This window comes from Hydrophilobacter chitinilyticus, assembly GCF_049860745.1.
GTDB lineage: Bacteria > Pseudomonadota > Gammaproteobacteria > Burkholderiales > Burkholderiaceae_C > Rhodoferax_B.
Genome location: NZ_CP187561.1, coordinates 4,603,012 through 4,626,702, shown reverse-complemented (window position 1 = coordinate 4,626,702; position 23,691 = coordinate 4,603,012). Strand labels below are relative to the sequence as shown.

The window sequence follows — 23,691 nt, the reverse complement described above, 5'->3', positions numbered from 1 at the left end:
CTCGGTCACTCCTCTGTGCGTTTCCATGCGTGAAGTGTTAGGCCAGTAGCTTTCCATTCCACGCGATTTGCACGGTGCGCGCAGTCAGCACCGCAATCGCCAGGGTCAGTGCGCCCAACAAGCCGATGGCCAAAATCCAAAGCGAGGTGCTGGCTCTGAACTCGGCGTAGCGCAGGGCTGCATTCACCAAGGCGGCCAGTGGGAAGCTGATGGCCCACCATGCTGGTGAGAACTTGATGCTGGGGCGAAAGACCTTCGGCGCGACAACCGCACACATGAAAACCGCAAAATAAAACAGCAGTCCGGAGAAGTTGTCGATGCCTCCCACGAGGTTGCTGTAGGCTAAACAGCCCACCGCAAAAGGGGCGATCAGAATCATCAAGGAGGGTGTCATCGCGGGCGCCAACGGATCGCGGTGCACCAGCCGGCTAACGATCATGCACATGAACAGCAGCGCAAGCACCGAACCTACGGCGCTGGCGAGCAAGTTGACTTCAGCCGCCCATGCCATGGGCATATGCCCGCCCGTGACGGGAATGTCCAGCGTGGCCACGCCGGGAATCAACATGGCAGGGATGGCGTGTGATGCGTCGACTTGGCCGTTGAGCAGCCGAGAGACGGCGACGAAGCACAGGCTGAACGTCGCCAGCACCCCCGCGGTCCAGATGGCCTGTGCGGCAGGTGCGTTGTAAGGTCCCACCACGGCGGAGATCAACAGTATCGATATGACGATGGTGCCAAAAAAATTGCTGGACACGGGATGGCGAAACTCTGCCATCACCGCGTCTCGGTGCTTGAGCAATTTGGTCACATAGCCGACTGCAATGGTGGCGAAAACGGCCAAGGCTAAAAGGCCTATGCCCTCGCCGATGATGGCTGGTACGCCCAGGCTGTCGTGCGCAAATCGCCAGGCCAGGGCCAGGCCCGACAGGCCCATCACGGCAGCAAACAGGTTGACGGGTAAATTGCGTAGAGATGCGCCGGCGCGCGACGCGAAGACCGCTGGCGCTGGCTGAATGGTTTGACTTGACACGGCGGGTTCCTTTGGCAGAATTCGTATGAGTGGTAAGTTTCTGCCATTCCGTGGCGGCTGTCTTTGCCACTGCAGTGCGTTTTCTGCCAATCAATGGGCTATCTCTGCCACGTTGTCCTTGCGAGCTTTGTCATCACCCGATCTGCCATGCGTGTCGCCATCCTTGCCTTTCCCCGCTTTCAACTGCTGGACGTTGCCGGCCCGGCCGACGTCTTCGCGGAGGCGTCACACCAATTGGGCCAGCCACGCGCCTACCAGGTACAGGTGATCGGCGCGGAGGCGGGCATGCTCAAGAGCAGCAGCGGCTTGCGTTTGGCGGTGGACGCCACCGTGGCCACGCACCGCGGCCGCATCGACACGCTGCTGGTGGCGGGCAGCCCGAACCTGGCGGACATGGCGACAGATCAGCCTTTGCAAGATTGGCTGCAGCGGCAGTCGCGTTCCGTTCGGCGTTACGGCTCGGTCTGCACCGGTGCCTTCGTCTTGGCCGAGCTGGGGCTGCTGGACGGCAAACGCGTGGCAACCCATTGGAATTCCACCGCGCGCCTGGCGGCCAGCTACCCGCAGGCTTGTGTGGAGGCCGATGCCATTTACGTCAAGGATGGTCGGCTGTTCACTTCGGCCGGCGTGACCGCAGGCATGGACCTCGCGCTGGCCATGGTGGAAGAAGACCATGGCCGGGAACTGGCCCTGCGCGTGGCGCGCGAGCTGGTGATGTTCCTCAAGCGGCCAGGCGGCCAGAGCCAGTTCAGTGCGCACTTGGCGGCACAGAGCACCGAGCGTTCGGCGGTGCGTGAGATCCAGGACTATGTGCTTGCGCATTTGACGGACGACCTCGCCGTGCCCACGCTCGCCTTGCGTGCCGGCATGAGCGAGAGAAGCTTTGCGCGCATCTTCCGCAGCGAAGCCGGCACAACCCCTGCAGAGTTTGTGGAGAGCGCGAGGATCGACGCGGCACGTCGATTGGCCGAAGAGTCGGACCTGCCCGCCAAGCGGCTGGCCCATGCGGTGGGCTACGCCAGCGTTGAGGGCTTTCGGCGGGCGTTTAGCCGCCGCTTGGGTATAGGCCTGGTGCAATACCGAAGGCGTTTCGCGCGTTGATGCTCAGATGTTGCTGTGTTGCGGGCCCGCGAGCCGTGGCGTAGACCTGCGCGCTGGTCATGGCGCTGGTCATGGCGCCGAACATGGAACGGAATAGCCTGAGCGCAACTTGTTCGACCCGGCGATTGGCGACGCGACATGTGTCGCGTGATAATGCGAGGAATTCTTGTTTAAGAATGTACCTCTCTGCCAACGTCGCCGCGCGACGCCAGCCTGTGAGAGCGCTTTTGTTTCCCTCCCTTCGCACAGGCCGTTTTGTGTTCGAGCGCTATTACCGCGAGCTGTTGAGCTTTCTTTCCCGCAAGGTGGTCGACCGCAGTGTTGCGGCCGATCTCACGCAGGAAAGCTACGCCCGTGTGTATGCGGCCAAAGCCTCGGGTTCGGCCATCAGCGACCCGCGCGCGCTGTTGTACCAAACCGCCCGCAACCTGGTGATCGACCACCATCGGCATGGCGATGTGCGGGCCAGCGTTGAAGTTCCGAGCGAGCCGACTGAGGCGCAAGACGCGCACGGCCAGCAAGACGAGCGAGGCCCGCACGGCGCGCGCGGACCACGCCACTGGGAGCCCGAGACGGCGATGTCTTCGCAGCAAACCGTTCTGGCCTTGGTGAACATCATCGACAACCTGCCGCCGCGCTGCCGCGAGGCCTTTATGCTCAACCGCTTTGACGGCATGACCTACCCTGAGGTTGCAGCGCGCATGGGCATCTCGGTGAAGGCGGTGGAGCAGCACATCAAACACGCGTTGAACGCCTGCGAGCGTGGCCGTGCGCTGGCGGCGGGTACTGGCGAAGAGCCAGCTGTGGTGCGCAAAAAGCTCAACCGATCCAGGCATGATTGAACCCCAGCTAGGGTATTCGGCCGCTGGCACGTCTACCTCTACAAGAAACCAATTTTTCCATGAGCACACCGCCCCTCCAACCCGCTAACGCTTCGCGCCCCCGCGAAGAAGCGTTGGACTGGTTCGTCCGGCGCCGAAACCATGGGCTGGCGCCGCAAGAAGAGCAGGCCTTTCAAACCTGGCTGGCCGCAGACGCCGCCCACCAAGAAGCCTTTGACCGCTGGCAAGGCGAATGGCAGGCCTTCGATGCCATTCCGCAAGAGATGCGCAGCCTGCTGCAACGCAACCTGGCCTACGACCAAGCCATGGCGGCGGCCAGTAGCGCCGGTAGCGCCGGTGCCGAAAAGGAAACGACGCGGCCGGCGACCGCGCAGTACCCATCGCCCAGCCTCCCATCGCCAACGCCCACACGCCGCCGTGTGTTGGCGCCGGCCTTTGCCATGGCGGCCGTCGCCGCCGTGACCGGTGGCACGGGCCTTGTCGCTTGGAACCATTGGCAAGCCCAGCCGGTTTTCACGCAAGCCTTCAGCTCCCCGCGCGGCCAGCTAACAGAAGTGACGCTGCCCGACGGCTCCAGCCTGCGGCTCGACACTGCCACGCGCATAGAGGTACGCTACTACCGGCAGCGCCGCGAAGTGAGGCTATTCGACGGGCAGGCGATTTTTGCCGTTCAAGCCGATGCGCAGCGACCCTTCCACGTGGAGGCCGGCCCGGTGCGGGTGACGGTGGTGGGCACCAAGTTTTCGGTGCGGCACACACCAGAGGTGCCGGGCAACGCGGGCGTGCAAGTGGCCGTGGGGGAAGGCAAAGTGCGGGTGGAACGTGTCGCGGCCGACGTTGCGCCGAGCGCCGTGTTCCTCACCGCCCGCCAGCAGATCGCCAGCGACGCCAGCGGAGTGCTCTCGGCCGTGTCGCCCATCACCACCGTTGACTTTGCCCCGTGGCGCGACCATCGTCTCAGTTTCGACAACCTGCGGCTCGACCACGCCTTGGCCGAACTGGCGCGTTATGGCGATCCGCAACTCAGCATCCGCGACCCGGCCGTGGCCGCCTTGACCATCACCGGCGTTTTCGACCCCCGCGACATGAGCACCTTCCGGCGTGTGCTGCCCGCTGCCTTGCCGGTGCGCTTGCAACCGGCCAGCGCTGGCGCGGCGGAAGTGGTGCTGGCCCGTTAAGTGCTGGCCGGTTAGGCGCCGGCGCAAAATTTTTTGGCGGATGGGCTAGGGTATCCGGCGCGTGCCCCGTCTTCACCAGTAAGAACCGTCTGTTTTTACCTTTGGAGTGCGCCATGTTTTGTTCCCCGCTGTGCCGTCCGGCACCGCTTGCCCTTGCCTTGTCGTTGGCCTTTGCCTCTGCCACTCTCTACGCCCAAGGCGCCGCAGGCCTGCCCAGCACCGCCATCCCGTTCAACATTGCGGCCAAGCCGCTGAGCCAGGCGCTGAGTGAATGGGCGTTGCAAACCCGCATGCAACTCATCGTGCCACCGGCGCTGGTGGCGGGCAAAACCGCACCGGCGGTGGCGGGCAATCTGAGCCCGCAGCAGGCCTTGAACCAACTGCTGGCGGGCAGCGGGCTCTCGGCGCGCATCGATGGGGCTGCGGTGGTAATCCATGATGCGGCCACCCCGGCTTCCGGCAGTACGCTGTCTGAAGTCACGGTCACCGCGCAGGCCGATTTGCCTGGCGATCTGCCGGCTGCTTATGCCGGCGGCCAGGTGGCGCGTGGCAGCCGGATGGGCTTGTTGGGCAACAAGGATGTGATGGACACGCCGTTCAACGTCACCAGCTACACCGCTGAATTGATGGAGAACCAACAGGCGTTGACCGTGGCCGATGTGTTGGCCAACGACCCGTCGGTGCGCACGGTGTCCTACGGTTTGACGAATGCCTCTGGCGCGGGTGACTTGTTTCTGATTCGCGGCTTCTCGACGCAGAACTCGGTGTTGTTTGATGGCGTGGGCGGCGTTGCCCCGTCGCGCACCATTCCGGTGGAGACCGCCGAGCGCATCGAAGTGCTCAAAGGACCAAGCGCCTTGCTCAACGGCATGGCGCCAGGGACTGGCGGCTCCATTGGCGGCGCGATCAACATGGTGCCCAAGCGTGCGGACGACGCGCCCTTGACGCGCTTCACCGCCAGCTACGCATCCAAGGGCAACCTGGGTGGCCATCTGGATCTGGGGCGGCGCTTTGGCGAAGACAACCAATGGGGCGTGCGCTTCAACGGCGCCTACCGCAATGGCGACACGGCCACCGACGGCCAATCGGTTGAACTGGGCACCGCCACGGTAGCCATCGATTACCGAGGCCGTGGCCTGCGGGCATCGTTGGATGCGGGCCACCAAACCATGAACAACGAGGCACCGCAAGGTGCTGGCGGTTTTGGCATTGACGATGCCATCGCCATTCCGCAGCCGCCCAATGCCAGCAAGCGCCTGGCGCAAGATTGGGAGTATTCCAAAACCAAGAGCGACTACTTGCTGGCCAAGGCCGAGGTCGACCTCAACCCCAACTGGACGCTCTATGGCGCAGCCGGCGGCAGCAACAACCGCTTCCAATATCTCTCGACCGACATCTATGTGACCGACACCCAGGGCAACGCGCAAGCCACGGTCTACTACTGGCCCGATTGGGACAATTACCGAACGGCCCAAGCCGGTTTGCGTGGGGCCTTCAACACGGGCACTGTGAAGCACCAGGTCAACCTCAGTGCCACCTATTTGAAGAGAGACCACGGCTACACGACGGATTACTACGGCTTCAGCAGCTTCGACACCAACATCTACAACCCGCCGGTGATAGCGAGCCCGTCGACAGCCGGTTTTTCATCCAAGCCCGCACAGACCGACAGCTTGCAACTGCCGTCTCTGGCGTTATCTGACACCGTCTCGTTCTTTGAAGACCGCCTTGCGGTCACGCTGGGTGCACGCTACCAGCGTGTCAAATACATCACCTACGACACCAGCACCGGCGTGGGCGACACCACGTATGACGAACACGCCATCACGCCCGTGCTGGCCGCCGTGTTCAAGCCCATGGCGAACATGTCGGTCTATGGCAATTACATCGAAGGCCTGAACCAGGGCGACACCGCGCCCATGGGCACCACCAATGCCCAGCAGGTGTTCCCGCCCATCAAAAGCAAGCAATACGAAATGGGCATGAAATACGACTTTGGCCGCTTCACCAGCACGGTGAGCGCGTTTCAGATTCAGAAGCCCAGTGGCTTGATCGTGTCGAACGGCGACGGCACCTTCACCTACCAAGTGGGTGCGGAGCAACGCAACCGAGGCCTGGAGCTGAATGTGTTTGGCGAGGCGGCGCGTGGCACCCGTGTGCTGGGCGGGGTGACGTACACTGCCGCCAAACTCACCCACACCAGCAGTGGCAGCTTTGATGGCAACACCGCACCCAACGTGGCGCGCTGGCAGTTGAACTTGGGTGGCGAAGTCGACCTGGCGGCCGTGCCCGGTTTGACGCTCACCACGCGCATGATCTCCACCAGCTCGCAGTATCTGGACGAAGCCAACCTGCGCAGCATTCCGGGATGGACACGCTGGGACATTGGCGCGCGCTACAAGACCAAGGCTTACGAGCGGCCCTTGGTGCTCAGAGTCGGCGTTAACAATCTGTTTGGCCGCGACTACTGGTCCAGTGGCTCGGGTAGCTGGATCTACCTGGGCCAGCCGCGCACGGTCACGGCTTCTGCCACGATGGATTTTTAGCTTGACGTGAACATGCCATGTGATGCCTTGGCACGCTCAGCGCTGCTGCGCTGAGCAAAGCAAGTTCGGGTTCAGCGCCGCAGCGCTGGGGCAGCCGCAGAGCGACAAGGTTCTGGTGAATTCGTCGCGCAGTATTTGCAGCACTTGGGCCGCGCCGGGTTCTCCGGTTGCGCACACGCCGTACAGGGCAGGGCGGCCCACCATGACGGCATTGGCGCCGAGCGCAAGCGCTTTGGCGATGTCTGAGCCTCGGCGCACGCCGCCGTCGACCAACACCTCCAGTTGGTCGCCCACGCGCTCGCGGATGCGTGGCAAGGCGTGGAGCGAGGCGATGGCGCCATCCAACTGGCGACCACCGTGGTTGGACACCACCACCGCATCACAACCCGCCTGGACGGCCCGCTCTGCGTCATCGGCGTGGAGAATGCCTTTCAAGACCAGTTTGCCCGGCCATTGGCGCCGCAGGGCCGCCAGATCGGCCCAGTTGAAGGCGGGGTCGAATTCACGTCCGACCGAGGCTACTGAGGCTACCGAAGTGACGCCAGATGCTGCAGTGGTTTGCGGCGCCATGTCTTGCAGGTTTGGCATCGGCGGTATGCCGTAGCGCAACATCTCCAATGCCCACCGGGGGCGCGAGGCGAAGTCCAGCAGGTTGCGGGCGGTGTAGCGAAAGGGCATGGCAAAGTCGTTGCGCAAATCGCGCTCGCGTTTGCCGCCCACCGGCACATCAGCAGTGAGCACCAGCGCTTCGTAGCCTGCGGCATGTGCACGCGCGACCAACTTGGCTGTGGCGGCGGGGTCTCGCAGGGGGTAAAGCTGGAACCATAGACGCCCGCCTGCGGCTTCGGCAAGATGCTCGATGGAAGTGGTGGCCGTGGTCGACAACACGTAGGGCACGCCCGCTTTGGCCGCCGCGCGGGCGATGCAGATATCGCCGTCTCGTCGGCCAAAACCCACCGCGCCCATAGGGGCGATGACCACCGGCATGCTGGCGGCCTGGGACAGAATCAGACAAGCCGGATCTGGCTTGTCCACGCCCGAGAGCACCTGCGGCACCAAGCCAATTTCTTGGTACATGCAGGCGTTGGCGCGCAGCGTGATCTCGTCTTCGGCGCCACCGGCATAGAAGTCAAACACGGCCCTGGGCAGCTTGCGGCGCGCAAGCCGCTCCAGGTCTTGCGTGGAGAAGGCGCGCGATAAGGTGTTGGGCATCCGTCGAAATTCCGTCGTGCAGCGGTGAGCGGTGCAAGGCTTTTAGCGCGGCGTTTGGTTGGCGAGGCGAACCAAGGCACCGGCGGCTTCTCGGTCATCTTTGAGAAAGCTCGCAAAGGCCTGGGGCGTGGTCACGGCGGGCTCGATGTACCGCGCCTCCATCAACTCCAGCATCTTCGGGTCTTGGAATACGTTGGCAAATTCAGCGTTCAGCTTGGTCACCACCGCTGCCGGTGTGCCCGCCGGCGCGGCAATGCCCCACCAAGGCCGGCTTGAAAAGCCAGCCAACCCGGCCTCTTGTATGGTTTGCACGTTGGGCAAGGACTTGGAGCGCTGCTCAGACGCGACGGCAATGGCACGCAGTTGCCCGGCTTGCACCAAACCGATGAAGTTGCCCAATCCCATCTGCGCGATCTGGATTTCACCCGCGGTCACGGCGTTGGCGATGGGGCCGCCGCCCTTGTAGGGCACGCCCACAATCTTGGTTTTCCATTCGCGGTTGATCCACGCCACAAACAGCTCTTGCAAAGAACCTTCGCCTAGCGTGCCCACGTTCACGTCAGAGGGATGGCTCAGCGCGTAGGCCTTGAGTTCGGCCACGGTTTGCACTGGGAAAGCGGCAGGCACCACCAGCCCTTCGACCACAAAGAAAAGGCGGCCCACCGGTGCAAAGTCTTTGCCGGGGTCGTAGGGCAGTTTGTCAAACGTGTAGGGGTTGAAAGACATGATGGAGTGGTACACCGCGCAGATGGTGTAGCCGTCGGGCGGCGCTTTGGCACAGGCTTCCGCGCCCACAATGCCGCTGGCACCGGGCTTGTTGTCGATGATCACCGGCTGGCCCAAACGCTGCGACAACATCGGCTGGGCCGCGCGCAGCACCACGTCGGTCACGCTGCCGGCCGCAATCGGCACGATGATGCGAATCGGCTTGTTGGGGTAGGCCTGCGCATCGGCCCCCAGGCTGGCCATTGACAAGAGTGACGCCAAAGCTAGCGCCATGCCGCGAAATACTGGCTTCATGTTGTGTCTCCGAAAAAGTTTTTATTTGGGCCGGGTGGGCCCGTGGCCGTCTCTGCTTGTCTGTCTGTTCCTCTCTGTCTTTTCGCCTTTTTGGGCAAGCTGGCATTCGCTGGCTTAAGCGCTTCAATACAACTTGCTGGTGCTGGCCGCCTTGTGCCCCAGCAGTTTGATGATGTGTCCGAACTGCTCGTCGTCTTCGGCCATGTAGTTGCCAAAATCTTCGCCAAAGCGCCAGCGTGTGGTGAACGCGTTGGCCTTGGCTTCGGCTTGAAAATCGGCGTCACTTTCCACGCGGTGGAGTGCGTCCACAAAGGTTTGGGTCAACGGTGCCGAAAGGCCAGCGGGGGCGACCAAGCCGCGCCAATGCGCCACGCTCCAAGGTACGCGAATGGCTTCTTCTACCGTGGGCACGTCGGGAAAGGCGGCGTGCCGCACATCTTCCATGCTGGCCAGTGCCCGCGCTTCGCCCGAACGCAGGGGGTGGCGCGCATCGGTCATGGTGATGGGGGCTACCAGCGCCTTGCCCTGCAGCACGTTGGCCAAACCTTGTTCACCGCTGTGGGTTTCGATCCAGCCAATACGGTCGGTTTGGATGCCGGCAGCATGCAGCAGGCCGATCAACGAAAACTTCCAGACGCTGAAGTCTGGTCCGCCCGAGCCCACCACATCGTGGTGCCGGCAGTGCGCCAGAAAATCCGTAAGGTTTTGAAAGGGCGCATCGGCCCGCACGATGATGGCCGACGACTCCACAAACGGCACGGCCAGTGGCGTGTAGTCACGCGGCGTGAGAGCGGTCACTCCGTCGTGCCAATGCATCATGCCGATCTCGCCGGTGATCAGGCCCAGGGTACGGCCGTCGGGCGCTGCAGAGGCGATGGCGGTGTGGCCCGTCACGGCGCCGGTGACGTTGCGTACCTGAATCGTCTGCCCCAGGTGCTTGGACAGGTACTTGGCCGCCAGCCGCGCGCGCTGGTCGCTTCCGCCGCCCTGCACGTAGGGCACGATGAGATCGATGGTGTGGGGCGAATCGTTAGGGGAGGACATGTCGGTCATAGGGTGCAAAGTGGCGGGAAGGACGGGCGTGATGTTGAGGTTGGCTGCACGATAGTGCTGCGTGGGCCGTGCGTCCAATGGCACGTTTTCATGCCGCTATTCCTGCAAGTTATCTTCCTCGGGAAATCCCGAGGGCCGCTCAAGCGTGGCTTGTCGGGGTTGCGCGCAAGCGATTGCGCAGCGCTGCACAGAAGATCTCGATGGCGGGGCCGGGTGCCGGCCGGCTGCGGTAGACCACACCGCCTTGAAAGCGCCAGAATGAATCTGCCACCGGCAGGGCGCGGATGCCCAAGGTTTGGGCGCGGGTGAGCAACTGATTCGATTGCGTGGCCACAAACTCGCCGGTTTGCACCAGCGATAGCAGCATCTCTAACGAGCCAGCTTCGACCACAAACCCTGGCGAGCGCAGGCCGCGCATGGCGAAGTAGCGCTCCATGCGTTCCAGCACCGCGTAGTCGTTGCGCTGGCCGACAAACTTGCACTGGCTCAATTGGATGGGCGATACCGTCGCCAAATTAGCCAGCGGGTGGCTTGCGTGCGCCAGGATGACGTGGGCACTGTCAATCAAAACTTCGCGGCTCAGGTCTTCGTGCTCGGGGAAATCCAGCGCGGCGCACACCACATCAATCTCGCCTTTGAGCAGTTGCGGCATCAGCGTGTCGAGCACACCTGCCACCACGCGCACATGCAATTTGGCGTAGCTGCGGCTCAGGTCGGCAATCACCTCTGGCAGCACCCACGCCGACCAGAGTGGCCCGGTGCCAATCGTCAATGAACCGATGCCGCCTTGCTGAAGCTGCTGCAGCTCGTTGCGTGCGCGGTCCGACTCCAGTTGGATCATCCGTGCGCGGTGGGCCAGGGCCAAGCCATAAGCGGTGGGCACCATGCCGGTTGGGGTGCGGTCGAAAAGTGAAACGCCCAACTCATCCTCCAGCCGCCTCAGGCTTTTGGACAGTGCGGGTTGGCTGATGCACAGGTCTTCGGCCGCCTCGGTCAACGTACGGTGTTCCAGCACGCCCAGAAAGCAGCGCAGCAAGTTGGAGTTCAGCATGGCCCCGGTCGACAGTTGGTCGTGAAAAGCGCCGCTGGTGTTTTCAGATCTTTTCATGAGTGCTGCACACCACGGCTTGCGGCTGTCCAGCCGAAGGCGGCTGCGTCGAAAGATTTCGCGACCATCCGATGTCTCCTTGCTGCCGGGTCATGTGTGTAGACAGCGCTTTATACGTTTTGTGGGGAGAGTTTAGAACTGCTGCGCGTGGCAGAGAATCCATCGAACGAATTGAGCGAATTACCCAAACGGGCTTGATCAATTCGCCAAACGCTTCTAGGCATGCTGGGGGCGAGCAGGTTTGGGTGACGCTTTAGCTGCGGCTCTCTGCCAAGCCGAGCGCTTCTCTGAACAAATCCACCCGTGGGTTGCGATACCCCGCACGGTAGATCAGCGCCACGGGGCCTGACGGTACTTCGGGCTTGACCCGCACCACGTCCACCAGGTTGAGGTTTTTCGCGTGGGCGATCACCGTCACATCGGGCGCAATCCCTAAGCCCACACCGGAGGCTACCAGCTCCACGTTGGTCACCGGGCTGGCGGATTCGATGATGGGGGTGGGCGGCAGCGCGCCAGCGCGGATGAAGCAGTCTTCGATCACCCGCCGTGCCATGGCGCCTTGCGCGGGCAACACCCAGGGCTCCAGAGAAAGCTCTTGCCAGCTCACGCTGCGCGCGCGCAGCAACGGGTGGTGTTTGGGCGCGATGATGTTGAACTGCACCTCAAACAGTTTTTCGTAGTGCAGCGCCACTTCGCCGGGCTCGGGCATTTGCGCGGGGTAGGTGGTGAGCAAGGCATCCACTTCGCCTTTCACCAACGCCTGCATCAGCATGGGCACACGCTCCTCCAGCAAATGCACACGCACCGGAGGGTTGCGGCTGACGAGTTTTTGCAGCACGGCCGGTAGGTAGCCTTGCGCCACGAAGGGCGGGGCACCGATCCGCAGGCTCGCGGCAAAGTGCTCACCCGCCGTGGCTTCAAATTGCACGTGGGCCAGCTCTTTCAGCAGCAGCGCTGCGCCTCGGATGGCAATGGCGCCCTGGTCGGTGGGCTTCAGGCCGCGAGCGCTGCGCACAAACAGCGGGAAACCAAAGGCCGACTCTATTTCGGCCAGGGCTTTGCTGAGCGCGGGCTGCGTCAGGTTCATCGCCTCGGCCGCCGCGCGAAGGCTGCCGCCACGCTGCAGTTCGGTCAAAAGGCGCAGGTGCCGAAAACGCAGGCGGGAGATGAGGTGTTCGGCGTCGGTAGATCTCGTCATCGCAGCATCTCTGTGGGTTGCTAAAAAGTTTTCAACATATAAAAAGATATCACTTTTTTTTATTTCTTGTCGATCCTATGCTTCGGCAAAACAAACCAGGAGACAAACCCATGGACCGTCGCACTTTTTGCTTGAGCGCTGCCTCAAGCGCACTACTCGCCGCGGCCTCAGCACACGCTGCTGAGGCCTACCCCACCCGGCCGGTTCGGCTCATCGTGCCGTACGCGGCGGGTGGTGGGCCGGACGTCATGGTCCGGCAGTTCGGCCCCAAGCTCGGCGAGATTTTGGGCCAGGCCATGGTGATCGAAAACAAGGTGGGTGCGGGCGGCGTGCTGGCCGCCCAATATGTTGCGCAGGCCCCGGCCGATGGCTACACCGTGCTGGTGGGCTCCAACTCGCACTTGATCCAGAAGATCCTGCAGCCCAGCCTGAAATTTGATCCGGCCAACGAGTTCATTCCCGTGACGGTGATTGGCACTTCGCCCAGCGTGCTGGTGGTGGCGGCCAACTCGCCTTACCGCACGGTGGAGGACTTGATTGCCGCCGTCAAGGCCAACCCCGGCAAGTTGAACTACGGCTCGGGTGGCATCGGCTCTGCCGCGCATCTGGGCGGCGCTACGCTGATGTCGCTCACCAATGGCAACGCGGTGCACGTGCCGCTCAAAGGCTCGGTGGAGATTCCTTTGTCGCTGCTGCGCGGCGACACCGATTTCGCCTTCACCATTGCCGGCACGGCGATCCCACAGGTCAAGGGTGGCAAGCTGCGCGCGCTGGCCGTGACCAGTGCTGCGCCGTTGAAAGAGCTGCCCAACGTGCCGCCGCTGCGCGACGTGATGCGCAGTGAGTTGACGGTGCAGGAGTTTTGGTTTGGCCTGTGGGTGCCGCTCAAAACGCCGGCCGACATCGTCAACGCAATCTACCGCGCCACCACCCAGGTGTTGGCCGACCCCGCCATCAAAACGGCTTTTGAACTGGCGGGCAACAGCGTGATCCACAGCGACAGCCCGAAGGCCGACGCCGCGTTTGTGCAGGCCGAAAACCGCAAGTGGACCGAGATCATCAAGCTCACCGGCGTCACCGCCAGTTGAACGCGTAGCGAGAAGCGAGAACCTTATGTCCAAACCCCTCAGCGGCGTGCGTGTGCTTGATTTGTCGCACGTCATCGCCGGGCCCCTGGCTTCTTTTTATCTGGCCCAGATGGGGGCCGAAGTCATCAAGATCGAGCCGCCCGCATCTGGCGAAGTGATGCGCTCCGTGAAGTCCGCACAAGGGGGCGACACCCCTACCGGATTCGTCGCCTGCAATGCGGGCAAACATTCGGTGGCGCTGGACATCCGAACGCCTGAAGGCGCGGCGCTGGTGCGTTCTCTGGCCGCGTCGGCCGATGTTTTCATTGAGAACTTTCGCCCCGGTGTGGTGGCGAAGTACGGCCTGGATTACGCCGCGATCAAGACGGTGAAACCCGACATCGTGTATTGCTCGATTTCAGGTTTTGGCCAGCAGGGCGACTGGCGCCACCGAGGCGCATACGACCACGTGGTGCAGGCGCTGACCGGCATGATGATGATGTCGGGCGAGGGGCAAGCCGCGCCGCCGTTGAAGGTTGGTTTTCCGGTCATCGACGTGGCGGTAGGTATGCTGGGTGCGCTGTCGATCGTGTCGTCTCTGCACCGGCGCTCACGCGACGGCGAGGGCCAGTACATTGATTCTTCCATGGTGCAGGCCTCGCTGATGTTGATGTACCCGAATGCGAGCGCCTTCCTGTCGGACGGCGTGGAGGCCCCGCGTACCGGCAACCGCGGCTACACCGGCAGCCCGGCGGCAGACACCTATGCATGCTCAGACGGGTGGTTGGCCGTGGCCGCCAACACCCCGGCACAGTTTCGCAAGCTCACGGCGGTCTTGGGGATCGAATCTTTGTGCGACGACGCCCGCGCGCTCGACCTTGAAGCATTCAACTCGCCCGGCGGTTTTGTCGTGCCGCGCGATACGCCCTACGTCACCGCGCTGTTGCGGTCTGCGTTTGAAAGCCGCAGTGCGTTTGAACTCGAAGACCAACTCAGTGCGGCAGGCGTGCCGGCCGCGCGGGTGCGGCGGCTTGGTGAATTTCTGCGCGAGGCAGAAGAGACCGGCTGTGTGGACTTGCCCGACTTCCGTTTTCAACAAGGCCAGCACACCGTGCGCACCCATGGGCTTGGCTTTGCCTTTGCCCATGAGGGCGAATCGTCGTCGCATGGCGCGGAAACGCTGGGGCAAAGCACCGCCGTCGTGTTGAAGCGCGCCGGTGTGACCGATGAGGCCATGGCAGCGCTGCAGGATGCCGGCGTCATCCGCACCGCTTCGCCAGCCTTGCATCCCGCCGCCGCTTTGTGATCCATAACTTTCAGTGAGAGAAAAAATGTCCCAGCTTTTGAAAGATCGTGTTGCCATCATCACCGGCGCTGGCCGAGGTTTGGGGCGCTCGCATGCGCTTGAGCTTGCGCGCCACGGCGCACGTGTGGTGGTCAATGACATTGGCGCCTGCCAGCCCGGCTCTGCGGCACAAGCCGTGGTGCGCGAGATTGAGGCCGCCGGTGGTGAGGCGTTTGCCAACGATGCTGATGTGACCCAGCCAGTGCAAGTCGAGGCCATGGTGCAACAAGCCGTGGCCCGGTGGCAGCGCGTGGACATTCTGGTCAACAACGCGGGCATCTTGCGCGACAAGAGCTTTGCAAAGATGGAGCTGGACGACTTTCGCCTGGTCATGGAGGTCCACCTCATGGGCGCCGTGCATTGCTGCAAGGCGGTGTGGAACTTGATGCGTGCGCAGAACTACGGCCGCATCGTCATGACATCTTCTTCGTCCGGCCTGTACGGCAACTTCGGCCAGGCCAACTACGGCGCCGCCAAGATGGCCTTGGTGGGGCTGATGCAAACGCTGGCGCTCGAAGGCGAACGCAACAACATTCGTGTGAATTGCCTGGCGCCAACGGCCGCCACCGCCATGACCGAAACCTTGCTGGCGCAGGAGGAACTGGCGCTGCTCACGCCCGAACTGGTCAGCCCTGGCCTGGTGGCCTTGGTCACGGACGAAGCCCCTACACGCAGCATCTTGCTGGCGGGTGCGGGCAGTTTTGAGAAGGCCAACATCACGATGACCCAGGGTATCGTGATGGCGCCGGCTGAATTACAAGCCGAGCAGGTGGTGGCGCGGTTGGCTGAAATCTCCGAGCGCAGCGAAGAACAGGTGCCTGCCACCGGCTTCGATCAATTGCGCCACGAAATCGCCAAGGCTAACGCACACAGCAACGCGCGGCAGGGCGCAGCGCACGCCGCAAACGTTTGAAGAGCCTGAGCATGCATCCCAAAGAAGTGGTTGTTTTGTCGGCCGTTCGCACGGCCATTGGCAGCTTTGGTGGCCGCTTGAAGGATGTGCCGCCCACCAGAATGGCGGCAGACGTTGTGCGTGCCGCGCTGCTGAAAGCCGAAGTGCAGGGCGATGCCGTGCAGCATGTGTGTTTCGGCCAGGTGATCCAGACCGAGCCGCGCGACATGTACCTCTCGCGTGTGGCGGCCCTGGAAGGTGGCTGCCCCGAGACAACACCCGCGTTCAACGTGAACCGCTTGTGTGGCTCGGGTCTGCAGGCCGTGATCTCGGCTGCGCAACTCATTCAATTGAGCGACTACGATACGGTGGTGGCCGGTGGTGCCGAAAGCATGTCGCGTGCGCCTTACAGCAGCACTGGCATGCGCTTTGGCGTCCGTATGGGCAACACCGAAATGACGGACATGCTGACGGGCGCTTTGCATGACCCGTTCCACCGCATCCACATGGGCGTGACGGCTGAAAACGTCGCCTCCAAATGGGCCATCACGCGGGACGAGCAAGATGCGCTGGCCCTGGAGAGCCACCGTCGCGCCGCCATGGCTTGCCGCGAGGGGCGCTTTGCCGAACAGATCGTTCCGATGACCGTCAAGCGGGGCCGAAGCGAAGAAGTCTTTGATCAGGATGAGCACGTGCGGCCCGATGTCACGCTCGCCGATTTGGGCAAGCTCAAGCCTGTGTTTGCTGCCGATGGCGGCAGCGTCACGGCGGGGAACGCATCGGGCATCAACGATGGTGCGGCCGCGTTGGTTCTGATGGAAAAAAGCGTGGCCGCATCACGCGGCCTGCAACCGCTGGCCAAGCTGGTGGCCTACGCCCATGCGGGCGTGGACCCGCGCTACATGGGCATAGGCCCGGTGCCGGCCACGCTGGCGGCATTGAAGAAGGCCAACTTGACGGTGGCCGATCTCGACGTGATCGAATCCAACGAAGCCTTTGCCGCGCAGGCTTGTGCCGTGGTGCAGGCGCTGGAGCTCGACCCCGCCAAGGTCAACCCCAACGGTTCGGGTATTGCGCTGGGCCATCCAGTGGGGGCCACCGGCGCCATCATCGCGGTGAAGGCCATCCACGAACTGCATCGCATCGGCGGGCGTTATGCCTTGGTGACGATGTGCATTGGCGGCGGGCAGGGGATCGCAGCCATTTTCGAGCGGCAGTAACCGCGGGTTCCAATTCTTTTGATATCGATGCAAACAGATCAGATGGCCTACGCGGGTCAGAAACACCGGTTCAACTCCGTGCACGCACTGGACGAATTCATGGGGCAACCGGCATGCGCAAGCAAGGCCACCCTGATCGACCAACCGACGATTGATGCCTTTGGCAGCCTGACCGACGACCGACAATGGATCCACGTCGATCCGGTGCGTGCCGCAGCCGAAACGCCTTTCAATGCCACGATTGCGCATGGCTTTTTGACGCTGTCACTGCTGACCAGTTGGCACTTCGACTGCTTTGACTATGCCGACGCCAAAGCCTTGCTGAACTATGGGTTCGACAAGGTGCGCTTCACGGCACCTGTGCCATGCGGCTCGCTTCTTTCGGCTGCCTTTCAGCTCGTGAAGGTGCAGCACGTGAGTGAACGTGAAGCGCGTTGCGTCTGGAAGGTTGAAGCGCGTGTGGGCGACAACGAGCGCCCGGCGTTGGTGGCCGAATGGCTCATGCAAATACGTTTTTGAGTTTGCACGAGCGCATGTAAGCGCTCAGGCGTTCAGAAGTTTTCCCAGTCACCATCGCCGCCCGCAGCAGAGGTCGCAGCGGGCTTGGCTGCCGGTGCGGGCGCAGATGTTCCTAGTCTGCGTGTCGCACCTGCTGCCGGCTGGGGTTTGGGGTTCGCAGGCCGCGCCGCCGCTGTTGGCCGGTTCGGTGCTGGCGTGTTGCGCGGCAGGCTTTGGGGGGCTGGTGCGCGCGCTGCGGCGGCCACTGGCGCGCGTGGTGCGTGGCTCACACCGGAGCCGACGTTGAACATCGAGACCACCTCGGATAGCCGGTGTGCCTGATCGCGCAGCCCAGCCGCTGCGGCGGCCGATTCTTCGACCAACGCGGCGTTTTGCTGCGTCATCTGGTCGAGGTTCGTCACCGCCAAATTCACCTGGCCGATGCCGTCGCGCTGCTCGCTTGACGAGGCGCTGATCTCACCGATCAGATCGCTCACGCGACGCACACTGCTGACGATTTCGCCCATCGATTCCCCGGCTTGTGCCACCTGCTGCGTGCCGGTTTCCACCGTCTGCCCCGAGGCGCTGATCAGCACCTTGATCTCCTTGGCGGCTTCGGCCGAACGTTGCGCCAGGCTGCGCACTTCTGCGGCCACCACCGCAAAGCCGCGCCCTTGCTCTCCGGCGCGCGCGGCTTCCACGGCAGCGTTGAGCGCCAGGATGTTGGTCTGGAAGGCGATGCCGTCGATGGTGCCGATGATGTCGCCGATCTTGCGCGAGGCTTCGCTGATGTTCTGCATGCTGTGCACCACTTGGCCGACGACTTCGCCGCCCCGGGTTGCCGCCTGCGCAGCGCTGGCGGCGAGCTGATTCGCCTGGCGCGCGGTGTCGGCCGATTGCGTTACCGTGCTGGTGAGTTGCTCCATGCTGGCCGCTGTTTGCTGCAGGTTGGCGGCGGTCTGTTCGGTGCGTGACGACAGGTCCTGGTTGCCGTTGGCAATTTCGACCGAAGCCGTGGACACGGATTCCACACCGCTGCGCACGTCCGCGACCAGTTCACGCAGTTTGCTCACCATCTCGCCCATGGCGCGCAGCAGTTGGCCGAATTCGTCCTTGCGGTCTGAGCGGAGTTGCTGCGTGAGGTCGCCGCCAGTGATGGCGCGGGCCACAATGACTGCCTCGTCCAGGGGACGTGTGATTGAGCGCACCAGCACCAGCGTGAGCAGAACGCCCAGTGCAAACACCACCGCCACGATGACGATGGCCAGGGTTGCGGTGTTGCGGCGAGACGCCTCGGCCTGCGCCTTGACCACATCGCGCTGGCGTTCCTGCACGGTCACGAAGTTATCCAGCGCGGTGAGATATTTGGCTATGGCAGGCTTGAACGAGTCCTCCACAAATGATTGCAGCGCCGCTGCGTCTCCTGCGGCTTTGACGTCCTTGGCTTTTGCGGTCAGCCCCAGCACGATCGAGCGCACGGCCGCTATGTTTTCAAGCGCCTGCTTGTCCTCAGCCGACGTGGCGGCTTTGGTGACGTCGGCCTGGATCACGTTGATACGGCCGATGATGTCCTTGACCTGGCCGTCATAAGACTTTGCCAACACCGGATCGCTGGTTACCGCGCCGCCCAGCACCATGGTGGTGGCCGTTTCGGTCGCGCCGCGCCAGCGCACGGCGGTGGTGATCTTCTGCTCGTAGGCGTTGACCGACGTCATGGCGGCATCCACCGCGCGGTTGGCGTCAACCTGCGACCAGATGGAGACCGCCAGCATGGCAACGAGCAGGCCGAGAATCACGCTCCAGAGTTTGGTGGAAACGCGCAGATCGCTGAATTTCATATCGATTCCGTCAGAAAAGAAGTCGCAAGCTAGAGGCCCATCATGCACAAAATTGCATGCAATTGTGTGTCGCAACATGGTACACATTTATTGCCTACTGGTTGAAGAAATCGTTGCGTCCAAACCTTCGATCGCGAGATGAAAAAGGGGGGCGTTGAATGCCATGAGAGCGGTCAAAATGTTGGACACAGCGGGGCAGGGCAAAGTTGAGAGATTAGAATGAGATTAATTCTCATTTGAAACCCAATCGTGCCATGTCCGTTTGCTCCAGCGTCCCGGTCTGTACCGCTGCCCTTTCCGTGCAGACACTGTATGAAGAGCACCACGGCTGGCTGATGTCGTTGCTGCGACGGCGTCTGAATTGCCCGCACGGTGCAGCAGACATGGCACACGACACCTTCCTGCGCGTGCTGCTCAAGCCAGAGCTTCTCGACAATCTGCGCGAGCCTCGTGCTTATCTCACCACGATTGCACGCGGCCTGCTCTACGATCACTGGCGTCGCAGCTCGCTCGAGCAGGCTTGGATGGAAACCCTGGCGGCGCTGCCTCAAGAGTTGGCGCCATCGACTGAAGACACGCTGATCATTCGCCAGACGCTGCAGCGGCTGGATGACATGCTCAGCCACCTTGCCCCGAAGGCACGCGATGTGTTTGTGCTGTCGCAACTGCAGGGCCTGGGCTACGCACAGATCGCCTCGCAAATGAACATGAGCGAGCGCACCGTAAAGCGTTACATGGCCCAGGGATTTGAAATCTGTTTGACCTTGGTTGATGGATTCGATTGATGCTTCCCGAACCCGGCACATCGCCATCGCAGTCCGCCATTCCACCTGCCGTCATTCGCCAGGCCGCGCAATGGCTGGTGCGCCTGCACGCGGACGAGGTGAAAGCCGGTGACGTTGCGGCCTGTGCACACTGGCGCGCGGCCGATCCCCTGCATGAAGAGGCTTGGCAGAAAGCCGAGCGTTTGAGCCGTCATTTTGGTGTTCTGCCGCCAGAGCTTGGCGTGCCTGTGCTTACGCGGCAGCATGCGCGCAACAACCGCCGCGCGGTGCTGCGCACGCTGGCGGCTTTGGGCCTGTTGGCTCCTGCCGCCTGGTTCAGTTGGCAGGCGGACCATGCCACCGCCACGGGCGAGCGCCTGGATGTCACCCTTGCCGATGGTAGCCGTCTCACGCTCAATACCGACAGCGCCGTGGACGTGCGCTGGACGGACACGCAGCGCGTGGTGCGCCTGCGCCGAGGTGAGGTCTACGTGCGCACCGCGCCTGATGCGGGCCGCCCGGCAGGCTTGGGGCGACCCTTCATCGTGGAAACCCAGCAGGGGCAGATGCGCGCACTGGGTACACGCTTCGTGGTGCGCATGATGCCGCCTACTGGCGCTGCGGCGCAGGCCACGCAGCTCACCGTGCTGGAGCACCGGGTAGAAGTCACGCGCGCAGGCGGCGGCTTGCCCATCTTGGTGGACGCGGGCCAGGGGCTGGGCTTTACCGCAACGCAGAGCGGCAATGTGCAGCGCAACGCCGACATCGCAACAGCGGCTGGCGGTGCCCCCGGCTGGACGCAAGGCGTTCTCTATGCCGATGGCCAGCGGCTGGATGAGTTTCTCGCAGAGCTGTCGCGCTACCGGACTGGCACGATCCGCTGCGCGCCCGAGGTGGCTTCGCTGCGCATCTCTGGCGCCTACCAACTCAACGACACCGACCACGTGCTCGCCATTTTGCAAGAAACCTTACCGGTGCAGGTCATGCTGCGCACACGTTTCTGGGTGACGGTGGTTCCGCGTGGCGGAGCCTGAGATCGGCATCTTCAGCCGCCGCATCACTCTGTTCTCAAAAATCTTTTGATCGGTTTGGCACTTTCTTGTGCGCTGCTTCGGCAAACGGGTTGAAAGCCTCCACACAGGGGCTCTTTTATCCGCCCAACGCAAAGTGACCAACTGCATGACACGCCCAGCCTGCCTTCCATCTCCATCCCGTTTCCGCACTAACGTTTCTCTTAACCCGGTGGCCCTGGCCTGCCTTCTGGCCCTGGCAGGCGGGCTGGCAACCTCACCTGTCTACGCCCAGACTGTAGCCAGCTCGGCGGCCACACGCAGCTACAACGTGGCCGCAGGCCCTCTGCGCACGGCTTTGCCGACGTTTGCGGGCCAGGCCGGCATCACGCTCTCCTTCACGCCTGAACAGACCAAGGAATTGCGCACTGCAGGCCTGCACGGAACCTTCAGCTTAGAGCAAGGTTTTGCCTTGCTGCTAGCCAACAGTGGCCTGCAGGCCGCGCCCAGTGCGGCCGGTGGTTATACGCTGCAGGCCGCGCCAGTTTCGGCGATGAGCACAGCCGATAAGACGATGAAAGAAGTCACCGTGACGGCGCAGGTGGAGCGCACCACGGGGACCACCGAGGGGACGGGCAGTTACACCGCTGCAGGCCCCAGCAGCACCGCAACGGGACTGGCACTGACGCTGCGCGAAACCCCGCAGTCGGTGACGGTGATGACCCGCCAGCGGATGGACGATTTCCAGCTCAACAACCTGGCCGATGTGCTGGACCAGACACCCGGCATTCAGGTGAGCCGAAGGGGCAACTTCACCGAATTTCGCGCACGCGGCGCGCTGGTGAACCTCAAGATGGACGGCGCCCGGCAAATGTCCGACGGCTGGGGGGTCACCGCCTACAGCCTGTCTGCGCTTGATGACATGGCGGAGCTGGACCGTATCGAAGTGATCAAGGGATCTTCTGGCTTGACCACGGGGGACGGCTATCCAGGTGCGACAGTGAACATGATCCGCAAGCGGCCCACCGCACAGTTCCAGGCCAATGTCAGTGCCAGCGCGGGCAGTTTGGACAGCTACCGAACCGACGCCGACATCAGCGGCCCGCTCAACGCCAGCGGCAGTTTGCGTGGACGCCTGGTGGCATCGGCCTCTGAAGCGGGTTCGTTCCGCGACAACCAGAAAACCAATGGCCGCCTGCTCTTCGGCACGGTGGATCTGGACATCACACCAGACACGCTGCTCAACGCTGGCGTGAGCTGGCGACAGCGTGAATTGCGTGGCAGCGCGGGAACCGCCCCAATCCAGGCGTACAGCGCAACCGGCGTGGCCACCCCTTTGACGCCGCGCTCGTTCAACATCGCCGCACCTTGGGCCGGCTACGACCTGGAGACGGTCAATCTGTTCACCAGCCTGGAATATCGCTTTGGCAACGGCTGGACGGCTACAGCGCGCGCCAGCCACCAGAAAGACCAGTCTCCCTTGATGTTGGCCGGCGCGCTGGTGCGCGACAGCGCAACGACCGCGCTGGACGCCAGCGCCGTCAAGGACTTCACCAACACCAATACCAACGCCAGCGTGGACCTCAAGGGCCCGGTCACCTTGTTCGGCCGCACACACGACCTCATGCTGGGGGCCGACTACGCCAAGTTCGAGTCTCGCTCCAACAACTACTACCCCACGGGGGGCGCCATCCCGACCGTCACACTCGCGTCGCTGGGCAGCACCTATGCGGCCGGTGGCGGCGCCATTCCGTTGTTCTTCAACCCTGATGCCATTGGCTACGCGCTCAACACGTTCAGCTCGCAGCGCACCTCGGCCTATGCGGCGGGTCGCTTCGATTTGGCCGATCCCGTGAAGCTCATCACCGGCGCACGCGTCACCAACTACCGCAAGCTGGATGTCACGCCCTACTGGTGGAACTACGACATGAACGAGCACGGCGTGGTCACGCCCTATGCCGGCCTGGTGGTGGACGTGAGCCCCAACGTGTCCTTGTACGGCAGCTACGCCAGCATTTTTCAGCCGCAGAGTGCGCAGACGGAAACCGGCCGCACGCTCAACCCCGAAGAAGGCAAAACCTATGAGGTGGGTGCCAAGGGCGAGTTCTTCGACAAGCGCTTGAACGCCAGCCTGGCTTTCTTCCGCATGAAGACCGACAACACAGCAGAAGCAGCAGGCGGGCGTACCCCCACCAATGGCACGGCCTACCGTGCGGTTTCGGGCGCCACGCGGCACGGCTATGAACTGGAGATGTCGGGCGAGATCAGCACGGGCTGGCAAGTGCAGGGTAGCTACGTGATGCAGAACAGCAGCCTCACCACCGCGAGCCGATTTCCACGCAATCAGCTCAAGCTAGGCTCGACCTACCGCCTCGGCACCGGCACGCTGCAGGGCCTGACGCTGGGTGCCGCTGCGCGCTGGCAAGACGCGACCGAGGTCACCAATGCAGGCGGTTTCCGGCTCAACCAGAAGGCCTACACTGTCGTCGACCTGATGGCCCGCTACCAGGTCGACCGGCATTGGAGCGTGGCTCTGAACGTCAACAACGCATTCGACAAGCAGTACTTCTCGGATATCTGGAGTTCGTCCAACGTGCTGCTCTACACCTGGGGCGCCCCGCGTAGCACGACGGTGAGTGCGCGCTACGATTTTTGAGAATCGGTTCAAATTCTGGGGAATTTATCTCAATACATGGGGTCACAGAAGCGCCTGATGGGCTCCTCTCCCGGTGACGGGTACGGAGCGCACGGCATCGTTGCCGCCAT

The 23,691-nt window shown here is 62.9% G+C and carries 19 protein-coding genes; 12 read left to right on the top strand and 7 right to left on the bottom strand.

Features of this window, described 5'->3' with window-relative positions; all coding sequences use genetic code 11:
- Positions 1–37: 37 nt before the first annotated feature.
- Positions 38–1,033: an SLAC1 anion channel family protein gene (locus ACPWMG_RS20530; RefSeq protein ID WP_483301353.1), complete on the bottom strand. Its 996-nt coding sequence runs from the start codon at positions 1,031–1,033 to the stop codon at positions 38–40.
- A gap of 147 nt (positions 1,034–1,180) precedes the next feature.
- Between ACPWMG_RS20530 and ACPWMG_RS20525 the strand changes: the two genes are divergently transcribed.
- The 4 genes from ACPWMG_RS20525 to ACPWMG_RS20510 all read left to right on the top strand — a co-directional run bounded on the left by ACPWMG_RS20525 (position 1,181) and on the right by ACPWMG_RS20510 (position 6,700).
- Positions 1,181–2,134, top strand: coding sequence for a GlxA family transcriptional regulator (locus ACPWMG_RS20525; protein WP_483301351.1), 954 nt, complete (start codon positions 1,181–1,183; stop codon positions 2,132–2,134).
- Positions 2,135–2,361: 227 nt separating this feature from the next.
- Entirely contained in the window at positions 2,362–2,976 is a 615-nt protein-coding gene (locus ACPWMG_RS20520) for a sigma-70 family RNA polymerase sigma factor (protein WP_483301349.1), read from the top strand.
- Between the two features lie 59 nt (positions 2,977–3,035).
- Entirely contained in the window at positions 3,036–4,154 is a 1,119-nt protein-coding gene (locus ACPWMG_RS20515; RefSeq protein ID WP_483301348.1) for a FecR family protein, read from the top strand.
- 113 nt (positions 4,155–4,267) lie between these two features.
- Entirely contained in the window at positions 4,268–6,700 is a 2,433-nt protein-coding gene (locus ACPWMG_RS20510; RefSeq protein WP_483301347.1) for a TonB-dependent siderophore receptor, read from the top strand.
- 36 nt (positions 6,701–6,736) lie between these two features.
- On the opposite strand, the gene ACPWMG_RS20505 is transcribed toward ACPWMG_RS20510, so the two are convergent.
- From ACPWMG_RS20505 to ACPWMG_RS20485, 5 genes are all read right to left on the bottom strand, one after another.
- Positions 6,737–7,912, bottom strand: a complete 1,176-nt coding sequence (locus ACPWMG_RS20505; RefSeq protein ID WP_483301345.1) for an alpha-hydroxy acid oxidase — start codon at positions 7,910–7,912, stop codon at positions 6,737–6,739.
- Between the two features lie 42 nt (positions 7,913–7,954).
- A complete protein-coding gene (locus tag ACPWMG_RS20500; protein WP_483301344.1) occupies positions 7,955–8,932 on the bottom strand; it encodes a Bug family tripartite tricarboxylate transporter substrate binding protein in 978 nt (325 codons plus the stop codon).
- A gap of 123 nt (positions 8,933–9,055) precedes the next feature.
- The gene (locus ACPWMG_RS20495; RefSeq protein WP_483301343.1) at positions 9,056–10,069 is read right to left on the bottom strand and encodes a tripartite tricarboxylate transporter substrate binding protein; all 1,014 of its coding nucleotides are present in this window, start codon (positions 10,067–10,069) and stop codon (positions 9,056–9,058) included.
- A 55-nt stretch (positions 10,070–10,124) separates the two neighbouring features.
- The gene (locus ACPWMG_RS20490) at positions 10,125–11,093 is read right to left on the bottom strand and encodes a LysR family transcriptional regulator (protein WP_483301341.1); all 969 of its coding nucleotides are present in this window, start codon (positions 11,091–11,093) and stop codon (positions 10,125–10,127) included.
- Between the two features lie 253 nt (positions 11,094–11,346).
- Positions 11,347–12,291, bottom strand: coding sequence for a LysR family transcriptional regulator (locus ACPWMG_RS20485; protein ID WP_483301340.1), 945 nt, complete (start codon positions 12,289–12,291; stop codon positions 11,347–11,349).
- Between the two features lie 110 nt (positions 12,292–12,401).
- Here ACPWMG_RS20485 and ACPWMG_RS20480 point away from each other — a divergent pair, with 110 nt between their 5' ends.
- From ACPWMG_RS20480 to ACPWMG_RS20460, 5 genes are all read left to right on the top strand, one after another.
- Positions 12,402–13,379: a Bug family tripartite tricarboxylate transporter substrate binding protein gene (locus ACPWMG_RS20480; RefSeq protein WP_483301338.1), complete on the top strand. Its 978-nt coding sequence runs from the start codon at positions 12,402–12,404 to the stop codon at positions 13,377–13,379.
- Between the two features lie 25 nt (positions 13,380–13,404).
- Positions 13,405–14,664 (top strand): CaiB/BaiF CoA transferase family protein, encoded by a 1,260-nt coding sequence (locus ACPWMG_RS20475; protein WP_483301336.1) that lies wholly within the window; start codon positions 13,405–13,407, stop codon positions 14,662–14,664.
- A 25-nt stretch (positions 14,665–14,689) separates the two neighbouring features.
- The gene (locus ACPWMG_RS20470) at positions 14,690–15,616 is read left to right on the top strand and encodes an SDR family NAD(P)-dependent oxidoreductase (RefSeq protein WP_483301334.1); all 927 of its coding nucleotides are present in this window, start codon (positions 14,690–14,692) and stop codon (positions 15,614–15,616) included.
- 11 nt (positions 15,617–15,627) lie between these two features.
- The gene (locus tag ACPWMG_RS20465; protein ID WP_483301333.1) at positions 15,628–16,815 is read left to right on the top strand and encodes an acetyl-CoA C-acyltransferase family protein; all 1,188 of its coding nucleotides are present in this window, start codon (positions 15,628–15,630) and stop codon (positions 16,813–16,815) included.
- Between the two features lie 99 nt (positions 16,816–16,914).
- Complete coding sequence (locus ACPWMG_RS20460) at positions 16,915–17,334, top strand: MaoC family dehydratase (protein WP_483305296.1); 420 nt, start codon at positions 16,915–16,917, stop codon at positions 17,332–17,334.
- 32 nt (positions 17,335–17,366) lie between these two features.
- Here ACPWMG_RS20460 and ACPWMG_RS20455 read toward each other — a convergent pair whose 3' ends face one another.
- On the bottom strand, positions 17,367–19,151 hold the full coding sequence (locus ACPWMG_RS20455) for a methyl-accepting chemotaxis protein (RefSeq protein WP_483301332.1): 1,785 nt from the start codon (positions 19,149–19,151) through the stop codon (positions 17,367–17,369).
- A 254-nt stretch (positions 19,152–19,405) separates the two neighbouring features.
- On the opposite strand from ACPWMG_RS20455, the gene ACPWMG_RS20450 reads away from it, so the two are divergent.
- The 3 genes from ACPWMG_RS20450 to ACPWMG_RS20440 all read left to right on the top strand — a co-directional run bounded on the left by ACPWMG_RS20450 (position 19,406) and on the right by ACPWMG_RS20440 (position 23,581).
- Complete coding sequence (locus ACPWMG_RS20450; protein WP_483301331.1) at positions 19,406–19,936, top strand: sigma-70 family RNA polymerase sigma factor; 531 nt, start codon at positions 19,406–19,408, stop codon at positions 19,934–19,936.
- Positions 19,936–20,949, top strand: a complete 1,014-nt coding sequence (locus tag ACPWMG_RS20445) for a FecR domain-containing protein (RefSeq protein ID WP_483301330.1) — start codon at positions 19,936–19,938, stop codon at positions 20,947–20,949. Before ACPWMG_RS20450 ends, ACPWMG_RS20445 begins: the two co-directional genes overlap by 1 nt.
- Before the next feature lie 145 nt (positions 20,950–21,094).
- Positions 21,095–23,581, top strand: coding sequence for a TonB-dependent siderophore receptor (locus tag ACPWMG_RS20440; RefSeq protein WP_483301329.1), 2,487 nt, complete (start codon positions 21,095–21,097; stop codon positions 23,579–23,581).
- The last annotated feature ends 110 nt before the right edge of the window (positions 23,582–23,691 follow it).